The organism is Flindersiella endophytica (assembly GCF_054779015.1).
The window spans coordinates 297,265-309,392 of sequence record NZ_BAAGYY010000018.1 but is presented as its reverse complement, the minus strand read 5'-3'; the positions used below and the strand labels follow the sequence as shown (position 1 = coordinate 309,392).

At 68.7% G+C, this 12,128-nt stretch carries 14 protein-coding genes and 1 pseudogene; 8 read left to right on the top strand and 7 right to left on the bottom strand.

What is annotated here, in order from left to right:
• The coding region (locus tag ACYVF6_RS20600; RefSeq protein WP_460523694.1) for a hypothetical protein at positions 1–774 on the top strand (774 nt) is incomplete at its 5' end.
• Between the two features lie 94 nt (positions 775–868).
• Here the strand turns inward: ACYVF6_RS20600 and ACYVF6_RS20595 are convergent.
• Both ACYVF6_RS20595 and ACYVF6_RS20590 read right to left on the bottom strand, forming a co-directional pair.
• Positions 869–1,375 (bottom strand): hypothetical protein, encoded by a 507-nt coding sequence (locus tag ACYVF6_RS20595; RefSeq protein ID WP_460523692.1) that lies wholly within the window; start codon positions 1,373–1,375, stop codon positions 869–871.
• 74 nt (positions 1,376–1,449) lie between these two features.
• Complete coding sequence (locus ACYVF6_RS20590; RefSeq protein ID WP_460523690.1) at positions 1,450–2,220, bottom strand: TrmH family RNA methyltransferase; 771 nt, start codon at positions 2,218–2,220, stop codon at positions 1,450–1,452.
• 202 nt (positions 2,221–2,422) lie between these two features.
• Between ACYVF6_RS20590 and ACYVF6_RS20585 the strand changes: the two genes are divergently transcribed.
• Entirely contained in the window at positions 2,423–2,905 is a 483-nt protein-coding gene (locus tag ACYVF6_RS20585; RefSeq protein WP_460523688.1) for a DUF1707 SHOCT-like domain-containing protein, read from the top strand.
• Positions 2,906–3,490: 585 nt separating this feature from the next.
• Here the strand turns inward: ACYVF6_RS20585 and ACYVF6_RS20580 are convergent.
• The gene (locus ACYVF6_RS20580) at positions 3,491–3,751 is read right to left on the bottom strand and encodes a hypothetical protein (RefSeq protein WP_460523686.1); all 261 of its coding nucleotides are present in this window, start codon (positions 3,749–3,751) and stop codon (positions 3,491–3,493) included.
• A gap of 136 nt (positions 3,752–3,887) precedes the next feature.
• On the opposite strand from ACYVF6_RS20580, the gene ACYVF6_RS20575 reads away from it, so the two are divergent.
• Entirely contained in the window at positions 3,888–4,685 is a 798-nt protein-coding gene (locus ACYVF6_RS20575; RefSeq protein ID WP_460523684.1) for a hypothetical protein, read from the top strand.
• Positions 4,686–4,688: 3 nt separating this feature from the next.
• Here ACYVF6_RS20575 and ACYVF6_RS20570 read toward each other — a convergent pair whose 3' ends face one another.
• Positions 4,689–5,600, bottom strand: a complete 912-nt coding sequence (locus tag ACYVF6_RS20570) for an LLM class flavin-dependent oxidoreductase (protein ID WP_460523682.1) — start codon at positions 5,598–5,600, stop codon at positions 4,689–4,691.
• A 208-nt stretch (positions 5,601–5,808) separates the two neighbouring features.
• Here ACYVF6_RS20570 and ACYVF6_RS20565 point away from each other — a divergent pair, with 208 nt between their 5' ends.
• The 3 genes from ACYVF6_RS20565 to ACYVF6_RS20555 are packed head-to-tail and all read left to right on the top strand — an operon-like array spanning position 5,809 to position 7,827.
• Complete coding sequence (locus ACYVF6_RS20565) at positions 5,809–6,822, top strand: phosphotransferase family protein (RefSeq protein WP_460523680.1); 1,014 nt, start codon at positions 5,809–5,811, stop codon at positions 6,820–6,822.
• Positions 6,815–7,084 carry a hypothetical protein gene (locus ACYVF6_RS20560; RefSeq protein ID WP_460523678.1) on the top strand — a complete coding sequence of 90 codons (270 nt, stop codon included), beginning with the start codon at positions 6,815–6,817 and terminating at the stop codon, positions 7,082–7,084. Before ACYVF6_RS20565 ends, ACYVF6_RS20560 begins: the two co-directional genes overlap by 8 nt.
• Positions 6,976–7,827, top strand: a complete 852-nt coding sequence (locus ACYVF6_RS20555) for a phosphotransferase family protein (protein WP_460523706.1) — start codon at positions 6,976–6,978, stop codon at positions 7,825–7,827. The genes ACYVF6_RS20560 and ACYVF6_RS20555 overlap by 109 nt, the downstream gene beginning before the upstream one ends.
• Here ACYVF6_RS20555 and ACYVF6_RS20550 read toward each other — a convergent pair.
• Complete coding sequence (locus ACYVF6_RS20550) at positions 7,824–9,014, bottom strand: GNAT family N-acetyltransferase (RefSeq protein WP_460523676.1); 1,191 nt, start codon at positions 9,012–9,014, stop codon at positions 7,824–7,826. The genes ACYVF6_RS20555 and ACYVF6_RS20550 overlap by 4 nt on opposite strands.
• Before the next feature lie 11 nt (positions 9,015–9,025).
• Complete coding sequence (locus ACYVF6_RS20545) at positions 9,026–9,763, bottom strand: SDR family NAD(P)-dependent oxidoreductase (protein ID WP_460523674.1); 738 nt, start codon at positions 9,761–9,763, stop codon at positions 9,026–9,028.
• A gap of 69 nt (positions 9,764–9,832) precedes the next feature.
• Between ACYVF6_RS20545 and ACYVF6_RS20540 the strand changes: the two genes are divergently transcribed.
• Positions 9,833–10,399, top strand: coding sequence for a MarR family winged helix-turn-helix transcriptional regulator (locus ACYVF6_RS20540; protein ID WP_460523672.1), 567 nt, complete (start codon positions 9,833–9,835; stop codon positions 10,397–10,399).
• A 34-nt stretch (positions 10,400–10,433) separates the two neighbouring features.
• Here the strand turns inward: ACYVF6_RS20540 and ACYVF6_RS20535 are convergent.
• A pseudogene (locus ACYVF6_RS20535) lies at positions 10,434–11,207 on the bottom strand (helix-turn-helix transcriptional regulator); the annotation flags it as partial.
• A gap of 71 nt (positions 11,208–11,278) precedes the next feature.
• Between ACYVF6_RS20535 and ACYVF6_RS20530 the strand changes: the two are divergent.
• Positions 11,279–12,076 carry a phytanoyl-CoA dioxygenase family protein gene (locus ACYVF6_RS20530; RefSeq protein WP_460523670.1) on the top strand — a complete coding sequence of 266 codons (798 nt, stop codon included), beginning with the start codon at positions 11,279–11,281 and terminating at the stop codon, positions 12,074–12,076.
• The last annotated feature ends 52 nt before the right edge of the window (positions 12,077–12,128 follow it).

The window sequence follows — 12,128 nt, the reverse complement described above, 5'->3', positions numbered from 1 at the left end:
GTGCGGCGACGCCGGATCGTCCAGGTGGTGGCGGCCGGCGCGACGGTCGCGGTGCTGAGCGGAGTGGCGTACGCCGCGCCGTGGAACGGTGTGGGCGGTAACCAGAACGGCCAGCTCCAGGTCGCCGCGCCGCCGACGACCAAGCAGTCCGCCAAGCCTTCGCCCAAGCCGCCGGCCAAACCGAAGCTGGTGGAGATCTCACCGCAGGCCACGTTGCAGCTCCTGCTGGACCAGCTGCCGAAGGACGTCAAGACCAGCCACTACAGCGGCTCGTACGCCGCGGTGGGAGCGCAGCACACCGGCACCTACGCCGCGCTGACCTACACCGACAGCACGGGCGCGAAGACGCTCATGTCCGTACAGCTGAACTGGGCGCCGGACGTGGCGGAGAACGGCAACACGCTGCCCTGCCCGGAACCGTTCGGCGCGGGCGACTGGTACATCTGCGACTACCAGGAGCTGCCTGGCGGGGACAAGCTCCGGCTGGCTCAGGACCACGAGTACCCCGCCAGCGCGAACACCGATGACGACAAGGCCGGGCCGGACGGCCGGGGCGCCAAGACCCGTTCGGCATCCCTGTTGCGTAGGGACGGCCTCGAGATCTATGTGTGGGAGAACAACTCCAGCGCCGAGAAGGACGCACCCGAGACGCGGCCGGCGCCTCCGTTGTCGCTGAAGGATCTGCAGGCGATCGTGAGCAGTGCGTCCTGGCAGACGAAGCTGGACGCGGATTACGTCGAGCGCGCGGAGAAGCTCTTCGACGTTTCGGAGTAGCCGCACGCAAAGAGATGGCTCACGTCCACCGGTCCGGTCCTGGACCGGTGGACGTGAGCCATCAGGGGGGAGAGGGGAGATGGTCTGTTGGCTGTCAGCAACCGCCGCAGTTGTAGTACAGGATGTCCCAGTGGTTGCCTTCCTTGACGTAGATGTTCCCGGCAGCCGACTTGTACTGCGGGTATCCGTCGCCGCGAAGGCCGATGTAGGTGAAGTTGCCGGTGATGTAGCCGTTCAGGCAGGAGTTCAGGCTGGTGTCGAGCTTGTAGCCGTTCCAGTGGCTGTAGGTGCCGCTGGCGTGGCCGGTTTCGGTTCCGCCCGTGACGTTGATGGAGCAGCCGCTGGCGCCCTTCAACGTGACAATGCCTTGAATCGTTGCGAGATTGACCTGTTCGAACGACGTGCACGAGGGGTTGTTGCGGTCGCTGCAACCGCCGCTTGACGACCACGTGATGCTGGCGTTGCGCAGCCGGCTCGTGGCGTCGGAGTGGCTGATCTTGGTGACGGCATAGGCCGGCGCAACCGCGACGCTCGTGGTGATGAACAGCGACAGCAACGCGACCGCGAGCGCGGTGCCGATCCTGCGCATCGTTATGGACATGGGTGCTCCCTCACCGAAGGCGCTTCGATCACGGAAGAAGGTAAGGTGCTTCGGTCACGGACGAAGGTAATCCGTCACGTCGGCGAGTGCAGCGGGCTGGCACCTTCGTGCCGCTTGGCTCGCCGCTGCCTCGCAACCTCGAACGCCAGCGCGGCGGTGGCGCTCGTGGCGTCCAGTGCCGCCGTGAAACGCCGGCCGTATGGGATCGTGACCAGGAGGTCTGCCTGGGCGGCCAGGTCGCGTGCGATACCGCGCCGTTCGCCGCCGATGACGAGGAGCAGCGGGCCGGACAGGTCCGCGGTGTGGCAGGAAATTCCACCCCGGCCGGCTGGCTGACTGCACACCAGGCGGACTCCTCGCGCCCGTAGCGCGGCGAGCGTCTCGTCTCTCTCGGCGACGAGGACGGTCTTCATGCGCTCGCTGGCACCGGCCGACGCCCGCGCGACGATCGCCTCGGCGTGGGGGCGGTGGTCCGTCCGTAGCAGCAGGCCGTCGGCGCCGGCGGCGTACAGGGCGCGGATCGCCTGGCCGAAGTTGTACGGATCCTCGATGCCGTCCAGCAGGGCGAGGAACGGCTCGCCGGCTGTGACGTCGGCCAGCGACTGGTACCTGCGCGGCCCGACGACAGCGACGACTCCGCCGTGGCTCGAGCCGGTGGTCAGCCGCTCGATGTCCTTGCGGTGCTGGTGTCTGACGGGTATGCCTCGCCTGCGGGCGAGACGTACGACGGGCGTACGCATCGCTTCGGTGGTGGCGAGGATCTGGTGAACCTGACGGTGCCCCGAATCCAGGGTGGCCTGGACCGAGAGCGCACCTTCCAGTACGGCCATCTCGTACGAAGGCATAGCTGTCCTTGCGGCGTGTGAGTCATGGGTAGCGGCTGCTGGATGGCCGCGAGCGCGGCCGCTACCTCACACCAGGAACATGCTTCGCAGGGTAGCTTTCGGGCCGGGGACGCCGCAGCTGGTTTTCGTACTCCTGCCGGCGTATTCCAGGTGCCGCCGCACGGCCGATGTTTCCGCCGCGGGCCGGGCGCAGGCTGGTGCCATGACGACGAACCCAGGGCGTACACCGGAGATCCGGGCATCCGACGCCGAACGTGAGCAGATCGCCGAAAGGTTGCAAACCGCCGTGACCGACGGCCGGCTGACGCTGGCCGAGCTGGACGAGCGGCTGGGGCAGCTCTATGAGACGAAGTACCGGCACGAGCTCTCGGTGCTGGTGCGGGACTTGCCGGCCGAGCCGGAGATCAAGCCGGGCGTGGCCTCGGCGGGGGCGCGGCCGAGGGCGTCTGGGCGGCTGGGGCGGTTCAGCGGACCGCTCGCCGTGCATGCGGTGGTGGTCGGCGTGATGTCGGTGATGCTGATCGGGCGGTGGGTGGCGTCGGACACGCCGTTCTTCTGGCCGGTGTTCCCGATGTTCTGGCTGTGGATGAGCGTGCTGGTGCACGCGCTGGTACGCAACCGTGCGTGGCAACGCCGCGCCCGCCCCACCACCCCCGCCAACGCCGGCGGCGGCTCCCCTTCGTGACCGCGCCCGGCCCGCCGGCGGCTGTGCGCCATGCCCCACGAGGCCGCGCATCGCCCGCAGTCTCTTGCTCGGCGGGAGCGGGGTCACGCCGAAGTTGCGCCGGCTGTCTTGACGGGTTCGGCTGCGGTCACTGGGTCGGCGAGGTGTGGCCTCACCGGGGCTGCGCTGGCCGTCTTGACTGGCGAAGTCGTCGTCTGCCCGCGTCGCTCGGTCAGTGTGTTGGCCACACGGGAGCTGCGCCGGCTGTCTTGATCGACGCTGTGCGCCATGTCCGCGTATCGCAGCGCGGTGAGCTCGAATAGCTCATCGCCGACCTCGAGCTCTCTCGACAAAGCGCGACGCCGCTGGCTCCCGCCATGGCCGAAACGGTACTCAGTGCCAAACGGCACCCAGTACCAGATGGGACTCGGTACCAGTTGGAACTCAGTACCACACGGGACGCGGTTCCAGTTGGTACTCGGTTCCAGATGGGACTCGGTACCACTTGGTACTCGGTCCCAGTCGGTACTCAGTACCAAAACGGTACTCAGTACCAAAACGGTACTCAGTACCAAAACGGCACTCCGCCGCGGCTAGGTAGGCCGTTCAGCGTTGGACCGGAATGACCAGCTCGTCGTCGGGGAGGCGGGCGTGGTGGTCGGCGGGGTGCTCGACCAGGGCCAGCACGCGGCTGGCCATGAATCGGGCCGTGCGGACGGTCGTGCCGCCGCGGGTTACCTCGCTCACTTCGACGATTCCGCGGCCGGTCGTGACCTCGACCCGGCGCCCGTTGCGCGTCGCCGACACGTCGTAGCTGCGGGTGTCGCCGCCCGCGTCGATCACGATCTCTACCCAGTCACCCTTCACGGCACTCACCCCTTCCCTTCGAGCATACGTGCGACTGGCAGCAAGTGGCCAGCTCCAGCCGCGGCACCGCGAACCCGGATTAGCCTCCCAAGTCGATACGTCCACAGGCGTAGCTCGATCACGGAGGGGGTTGCGAATGTCGCGTTCTGCCCGCCTGATCATTGGGGCGCTCGCCCTCACCGCCGCGACGATCGCGGCCGCAGCCGCGCCCGGCGCCGGCGCCGCAGCTGCCGCACCCGCACCCGCACCCGCACCCGAAGATGTCAGCGTCCAAGGGCTGTACCTGCTCAACAGCCGCTACACCGGCGACCCGAACGCCACCCGCGGCTGGCAGGTCGAGTGGCAGGTCCCGCAGCTCGCCAACCCGGCCGATTCCTGGGGTGCGGTCGGTCAGTGGTACTTCAACCTCGAGTCCGGCTTCTACAAGAGCCCGGACGGCTGGCACGTCTACTACTTCGCCGACAACAACGGCCTGGCCGGCAACAACCCCGACTGCGAGCAGACCTGGGACTCCGGCGGCACCTGCAACGGCGACCTGGGCAACCTCCAGCCCGGCCAGCGGCTGACGTTCACCTACCAGTGGTGCGACGCCGCCCACAACCCGAGTACGAGCGGCTCCCAGCTCTGCCTCTGGGTCGACCTGCAGGACGGCGCCGGCAAGCGATTCCTCGCCGAGGACGCGCGTTCGACGATCGAGATGTACGCGCACGACATCGAGACGTTCTCCGACTCCGGATCGGCCTACCCGGAGCCGCAGGTCTCCTGCGCCACGCCGACCCGGATGCTCGGACAGCAGGTGCAGAACGCCGCCGGCGCCTGGAGCACGATGACGGGTGCGAGCACCTGGCGGTTCGAGGACGGCTCCGACCGCTATCAGTTCGTCAACACCGACACAGGTTCCACTCCCGCGACCTGGGAGTCGTGCAGCCAATAGCGTCTACGGCGCCAGCGCCTCGAGGATCGAGGTGGCTCGCTCGGTGGCGGCCTCCGGGTCGGCGTCGGGCGAGCCGACCAGCGGATCCCAGTTGAGGTCGTAGAACACTTCGGTCACGCCCTGCCCGGCCAGCCAGGCGGTGTCGGCGCGGATCTGGTCGTACGAGCCGGCCAGTCGTGCCCGGCCCGCCTCGGGCAGCGGCTCCGGCGTTACGGAAACCCTGCCCCGGTTGATGATTCTGAGTCCGTCCGGGTCGCGCCCGGCGCTTGCCGCAGCCTCGCGTACGACCGCGATCGAGTCGGCGATCGTGGACAGGTCGTGCGCGCTGCGGCTCACCCAGCCGTCGGCGAGCCGGCCCGCGCGTTCGAGAGCCCGGCGGGCCACGCCGCCCAGGATGATCTGCGGGCCGGAGCGCTGCTTCGGCTTCGGCGCCATCCGGCTACGCGGAACGGTGTAGAACGGCCCGTGATGCTCGCTCACCTCGTCCGCCCACAAGGTGTGCAGAGCGGCGAGGTAGTCCTCGGCGCGGGCGCCCCGGCGTTCCATCGGAGTGTCCGACGCCGTGAACTCCAGCTCCGACCAGCCCGTGCCGAGACCGAGGTCGAGCCGGCCGCCGGACAGCAGGTCGAGCGTCGACGACTGCTTCGCGAGATAGGCGGGCGAGACGAACGGCAGGTTGACGACGGCTACGCCGAGCCGGATCCGCTCGGTGTGCGCAGCCGCGAATCCCAGCGCGACAAGGGGATCCAGCACACTGCGGTAGACCGGATCCACGGAGTTCTCGGCATCGACCAGCAGGCGCTGGAACGTCCACAACGAGTGGTAGCCGAGCTCCTCGGCCCGCTTCGCGAAGCCCGCGAGGTTGTCCGGCGTCGCCCAGGCGCCCGACACCGGTGCGCCGAATCCGAGCAGCATGCGCCCTCCTTTGGCAGCCGAAATAACGAGCTGCGTCATGTTCGCTTCCCTTGCTATTGTTTGCCCACAAGTTGACAGCGAGGCACCGGGGTCGTCCGGCTGCCGAACTTCGGGAACAGCCTCGGCTTACGAGGTCCACCCGAAGCACATCCGCTCGTTGGTGGCGCGGATGGCTTCGGGTGCCTGCGTAGCAGAAACCGAGGTGCAGATGTCCAACGAAATCGACCTGTCGCTGACGCCCGCGCAGGCGGCCGAGCTGCTGCCGTTCGCCGTGCACCATGTCAACGTGGAGTTTCTCCGCCGCGAGAACCACAGCTGGCGCATCACCGCCGACGGAGAGGCGTTCTACGTAAAGGCGCACACCAAGCCGTGGTACCACGGCCAGCCGTCACCGCAGGCCGTCCGACGGGAGGCGACCGCGCATCGACTGCTGGCCGAGGCCGGTCTGCCGACGCCAGAGGTCGTCGGCTCGTCGTCGAGCTGCGCCAACCCGCTGGGCTGGCCTTACCTGCTGACCCGCGAGCTCGAGGGCGAGGCCCTGACCGACCTGCTGCCCCGGCTGCCGCGGCCCGAAGCCGAGGCCGCCCTGCACGCGGTCGGCGAACACCTGGCGGCGATGCATGGCATCACGTTCGAGTATCCCGGTCCGCTCACCGACGGCCCGCCTTCCGGCCCGCCGGATCCGGGCCAATGGCAGCACTGGATCTGCCGAGTCGAACGCATGCTGACCCACGCGTACACCGTCTGGGCCGAGGACGCCACGCTGGTCTCCCCGGCCACGATGGACGGTGTGAGCGGCCTGCTGGCCAACCAGTTGCCGGCGTTAGCCGCATCGTACGAGCCGGCGCGCTTCGTCCATGGTGACTGCCATGCCAGCCAGTTCTTCCTTGCCCGTAAGGAGAACCAGTGGCAGGTGACCGGCGTCGTCGACCTCGAGATCGCGTCCGCGGGTTCACCGCTGGAGGACTTCCTGAAGCTCGGCATCGAGCTGGCCGGCTGCTTCGGCGTCCGCCCGCTGCGCTGGTGGGAGCCGCTGTTCGACGGCTACGGCTCACCGCCGGACGTCGACCTGCTCCGCCTTCGCCTGCTGACCGTCGGCCATCTCAACTACGCCTGCCACGGCGAGAACTCCTGGCCAGGCACCCGCGCCGGCATCGTGCGCCACCTCACCACCGCACGTACCTGGACCAATCTGTTCGACCTGGAGCGCATCGATGCCTGAACCCATAACGCTGTCGTTGAACGCCGGACAGGCGGCCGAGCTGCTGCCGTTCGCCGTACGCCAAGCGGACGTGGAGTTTCTGCGGCCCGAGAACCACAGCTGGCGCATCACCACCGACCGCGAGGCGTTCTATGTGAAGGCTCACACCAAACCCTGGTACGGCGGCCAGCCGACCCCGGACACCGTGCGCCACGAGCTCACCGCGTATCGCCTCCTGCACGAAGCCGGCCTGGCGACCCCGAGATCGTCGGCTCGTCGTTGAGCTGCGACAACCCGCTGAGCTGGCCGTACATGCTGACGCGCGAGCTCGAGGGCGAGGCGCTGACCGACCTGATTCCGCGCCTGCCGGCGGCGGAAGCCGCTGCGGCGCTCCGCGCGGCCGGTGACTACCTGGGCCGCATGCACACGCTCACGTTCGACCACCCCGGCTACCTCCTCGACGGTCCACCGGCCGGACCGCCCGACCCGGACCGCTGGCAGCACGGGATCTGGCGGCTGGAACGCCTGCTGAACCAGGCGTTCTCGCTCTGGGCGGAGGACAGCAAGCTCGTCGATCCGGCCACGATGGATGTCGTGAGCGGCCTGCTCGTCGATCAGCTGCCGGCGTTACGCGCCGCGTACCAGCCGCCGCGCTTCGCCCACGGCGACTGCCACGCCAGCCAGTTCTTTCTTGCCTGTAAGGAGAACCACTGGCGCGTGACCGGTGTGGTCGACCTGGAGGTCGCCTCCGCCGGCTCGCCGCTGGAGGATCTGCTGGCGTTCACGATCGAGCTCGCCGGCAGGCTCGGTGCCCGGCCGCTGCGGTGGTGGGAGCCCTTCTTCGAGGGATACGCGAGGCCCGTCGACTTCGACCTGCTGCGCTTCCGGCTGCTCGGCGTGCACCACGTCAACTACACCTGCCACGGTGAGAACTCCTGGCCGGGTACACGCGCCGACATCGTGCGGCACCTGACGAGCGCGCGTACCTGGACGGAGTTGTTCGACCTGGAGCGGATAACGACCTAGAACTCCGCGCGCAGATACGGAACGGCCGGTGGGAACAGCACCCGCAGGGCAGCGGCGGCCGACTCGTCGACCGTTCCGTAGCCGCGGAGGTCGACCTCCACCGGGTCGAGCGTGCCGTAGACCAACGCCGACAGGCCGTTCGCGGTAAGCGTGGCGGTCGGAGAACCGCCGCCCGCCTTGACCTCCAGCGCGCCGCCGGTGCCGTCCAGGCTCCACACGCCGCCGACGAACGGGTCGTCGACGACCTCGACGGTCACTGCGGCCGGCCCGGCTGCGATGCCCGAAAGCCCTTCCACCGAAAGGATCCGGCCCGCCGGAGCGCTGTGCGTCGGCACCTTGATCTCGGTCTCGTCGTCGTAACGAACGTCGGTGTACCACAGGTCCGGCTTCTCGTCCGGTGCCAGCTTCAGCTCGAACGAGGCGAACTGGTCGCGGTGCCGGGCGATCCACTGCAGCAGGAGGGTGCGCCCGATCGGCCCGGTGTGCTGGAACGAGTCGATGTGCAACGGCTGCCCGAAGTTCTGCGTGCGATAGACCATCGCACCGGCGATCTCGCCGTCGTGGCGTGCGAACACCGTCCAGTGCCGGTTGTCGTCGCCCAACCGTGCGACGTTCTCGCGTGGGTGCTCCGCCGTTCCGTGACGGTTCGCGAGCACCCGCTGGCTGAACGTCCACCATTCGTCGAAGACGTCACCGATCTGGTGGAACGAGAACTCGCCAGGCACATCGAGGCGCTCAACGCGGTCGAGCCCGTCGGGGAACAGCCGTACAGAGCGTGCCTTGGGGAAGCCGGCATAGCCGAACTTCTCGTAGAACGACGGCCGGAACGGATACAGCGTCGAGACGGCGTACCCCTCGTCGCGGAACTCACCGTGCAGCTGCTGGAGCAGCGCCCGGATATGACCCTTGCGGCGCGCCATGGGATGCGAAGCCACACCGGAGACGCCGAGCATCGGCATCACCGTGCCGCGGACGTTCTGCCGCATCGGGATGCCGACGACGATCGCCTGCGCCTGGTCACCGTCGAAGGCGGCCAGCCGGACCCAGGCCTGGCGATACTTCAGGGCATCGCGTCGCTCCTCAGTGCCCTCGGGTGAGATCGGGCTACTGTCGAAGGCATACCACTGCAGCGGGAACAGGGTCAGTATTTCCTCGCCGCTGACCCGGCGAATCTCGAACTCGGTCACGCCTTGCGACACTACCTGCTCGTGTACGCCCCGCCGTTGACGTTCAGGACCTGCCCGGTGATGTGCCGTGCACCCGGACCAGCCAGGAAGTACGCCGTCTCGGCGATGTCGTCAGGAGCCCCCTGCCTGCCGGTTTTGGTCTCGGCGACGAGGTGGGCGCGCCGTTCGTCGGTCATGCGGTCGCGGAAGAACTCCGTGTCGGCGATGTAGCCGGGGGAGATCACGTTCGTGGTCACGCCCTTGCCGCCCAGCGAGCCGGCCGCCGAGAGGTTCCAGTTGGCGAGTGCGGCCTTGGCGGCGCCGTAGGATCCGGCACCCCGATCGGCGGCGATCGAGCTCATCGAGATCACCGCGCCGGTACGAGGCGTCAGCCGGTCGGCCAGCGCGGCCGTGGTGAGGACGGCGGTGAGCACGTTGGCGTCGAAGTTCGCGCGCCACTGCTCGGCGAGCGCGGGCAGGTCGCCCGCGGCCGGCTCGTCCCGGTCGAAGTCGGTGTTGCCGCCGGCGTTGTTGACCAGCACGTCGACCTGCTCGGGCACGGCTGCGAGCAGGCGCGCGAGGTCGCCGGGGTCGGACCCGTCGCAGACGACCGGGTGCACCTCGCCGCGTTCGGCCAGCTTGGCGGTCTGGGCCAGCGGCTCCGAACGCCGGCCGGTGACGTACACGGTGTCGCCGTCGGCGGCGAACCGCAGCGCGATCGCGCGGCCGATGCCTGTGCCCGCGCCGGTCACGACAACTGTGCGAGGCATGTTGCTCCTTCTCTGTGAATCGCTGGCAGGTGCTACGTTTAGCACTAAACATAACTCTGAGGGACTGAAGTGCCAAACGACGACGAGCTGGATCTGGCCGGCCAGATCGCGGAGGCCTGGCGCCGGGAGCGTCCGGGCACGCCGGTCGAGTCGATCGGCGTCGTCACCCGGATCTGGGCGCTGGGCAAGTTGCTGCGCGAGAACCGGCAGCGCGTGCTGGCCGCGGCCGGCATCGACGGCTCGACGCTCGACCTGCTGAGCACGCTGCGCCGCAGCGGCCCGCCGTACACGCTGACTACCCGCCAGATCACCGAGCGAACGCTGGTGACGGCGGGTGCGATCTCACAACGGCTCACCCGGGCGGAGCGAGCCGGGCTGGTCGTACGCCGGCCGGACGTGGGGTCGCGGGCAGTGTGGGTAGAGCTGACGGACCAGGGCCATGAGGTGATCGAGGCGAGCGTGGACCACCTGCTGAGCCAGGAGCTGGAGCAGCTGTCGGCGCTCACGCCGGAGCAGCGGTCGACGCTGGCGGAGTTGCTGCGGGTGCTGTTGAGCGACCTTCAGCGAAGGTATGACTCTCCGCCATCAGGTCGGGCAATGCCCTCGCCGTACGCCGGCGATACTCCGTCGGAGTGAGGCCGACCAGCGAGCGGAACCGCCGGGCGAAGTAGGTCGGATCCGGCCAGCCGACCAGGCCGCCGATCCGCGCGGTGGGCTCGTCGGTGCGTACGAGGAGGCCGGCCGCGGTCTCCGCGCGGATCCTCGCGAGGTAGCTCATCGGTGGTGCACCGGCGTCGCGGCGGAACAGCCGCGAGAGGTACGCCGGGTCGAGGCTGACCGCGCGGGCCAGGTCGTCCAGGTGCCACTGGCGTTCCGGGCTCGCCTCCAACAGGGCGATCGCCTGGGTGACCGCTGGATGGGGAGCGGGGTTACCCTCGCCGGTGTCGACCAGGTGGCTGAGCACGCTGAGCAGTTTCGCCAGCTGGGCAACGAGATTCGCCGGTCTGGCGACCAGTTCGTCCTGCAGGGCCGCGATGTCGGCGATAGCCGCCTCGGCGCGTTCGGCGGGTATTCGCTTGTGCAGCAGGCCGTGCGAGCCGGGACGGTGCGGGCCGAGCCACAGCAGGTCGTAGATCGGTGGCTGCTCACGCAGGAACCCGAGCTCGGTGCGCAGCGCTGCCGCGGAGACGCAGCAGTTGGCGACGTCGAGGTGCTCGGTGCCGACGAAGCCGTGCCAGGCGCCGGGGCGCAGCACGAACACGTCGCCGAGGGCGACCGGCTCGTCGCCCTGGGCGCTGACGTGTCGTCCGCTGCCGCGGCCGATCACCGCGATCTCGCAGAAGTCGTGGCCGTGCAGGTCGTTGACGCCCGCGACGTTGTAGACACCCGCGAGCACCGGGCCGTCGGAGAACAGCTCGTGCTCGTGGTACGTCGTCGGACGCATGTCAAAATCGTACGACTTCAGGTCAGGATCGGCCTAGCCGTCGGCCGGGCGCCGCGGTCAGGGTGGGAGACATGACAACCGACGTAGCCGCAGAACACACGGGCCGGGCAAGCGACCTGACGCCGGACGGCCGGCTTCCGCAGGAGCTGGTCGACGCTTACCGTAGGAATGGATTCGTCCGAATCCGCGGGATACTGACCGCGGACGAGGTGGCGCACTTCAACGCTGCCGCGAAGGCCTACCTCGAACGGCATCGCGCCGAGAGCTTGCACAAGAACGGCGTTTTCACCCAGCTGGTGAACGTCTGGCAGCACGACGAGGCGATGCGGTCGCTGACACTGCACGCCCGGATCGCTCGGGTGGCTGAGCAGCTGGCCGGGATCCCGTTGCGAATCTGGCACGACCAGATGCTGGTGAAGGAGCCGCACAACGACGCTGCGACGGAGTTCCACCAGGACCGGCCGTACTGGCCGCACCAGGACGACCGTGGATCGCTGTCGGCGTGGATCGCGCTGGTCGACGTACCGCCCGAGCGTGGGTGCATGACGTTCCTGCCGGAAACCCAGCACCTGAAGGGATTCCGGCCGCAGAACCTGCAGGACGAGGAGGACCTGTTCGAGGTCGACCCGTCGCTGCGGTGGCTCCCGCGGGTGACGTTGCCGTTGCAGGCCGGCGATTGCACGTTCCACTCCAGCTACACAGGGCACATGGCGCTGCCGAACCGTACGGATCTGGCGCGGATCGCACACGTCAACATCTACATGGACGAAGCGACGCGATTCAACGGAAACCCGCACGTCGTGACGTCGCCGCTGGGGCTGAACGTGGGCGACCGGCTCGACGGCGAAACTTTCCCGCGTACGTGGTGAACCATCGCCGCGGTCGCCGCGTGTCGGTGGTCAGGGCGACCGGGCGACCCGC

Bases quoted from the DNA above. Each gene is read 5' to 3' on its own strand.
- ACYVF6_RS20595 (WP_460523692.1), bottom strand. From the start codon at position 1,375: ATGTCCATAACGATGCGCAGGATCGGCACCGCGCTCGCGGTCGCGTTG.
- ACYVF6_RS20590 (WP_460523690.1), bottom strand. From the start codon at position 2,220: ATGCCTTCGTACGAGATGGCCGTACTGGAAGGTGCGCTCTCGGTCCAG.
- ACYVF6_RS20585 (WP_460523688.1), top strand. From the start codon at position 2,423: ATGACGACGAACCCAGGGCGTACACCGGAGATCCGGGCATCCGACGCC.
- ACYVF6_RS20575 (WP_460523684.1), top strand. From the start codon at position 3,888: ATGTCGCGTTCTGCCCGCCTGATCATTGGGGCGCTCGCCCTCACCGCC.
- ACYVF6_RS20570 (WP_460523682.1), bottom strand. From the start codon at position 5,600: ATGCTGCTCGGATTCGGCGCACCGGTGTCGGGCGCCTGGGCGACGCCG.
- ACYVF6_RS20565 (WP_460523680.1), top strand. From the start codon at position 5,809: ATGTCCAACGAAATCGACCTGTCGCTGACGCCCGCGCAGGCGGCCGAG.
- ACYVF6_RS20560 (WP_460523678.1), top strand. From the start codon at position 6,815: ATGCCTGAACCCATAACGCTGTCGTTGAACGCCGGACAGGCGGCCGAG.
- ACYVF6_RS20545 (WP_460523674.1), bottom strand. From the start codon at position 9,763: ATGCCTCGCACAGTTGTCGTGACCGGCGCGGGCACAGGCATCGGCCGC.
- ACYVF6_RS20530 (WP_460523670.1), top strand. From the start codon at position 11,279: ATGACAACCGACGTAGCCGCAGAACACACGGGCCGGGCAAGCGACCTG.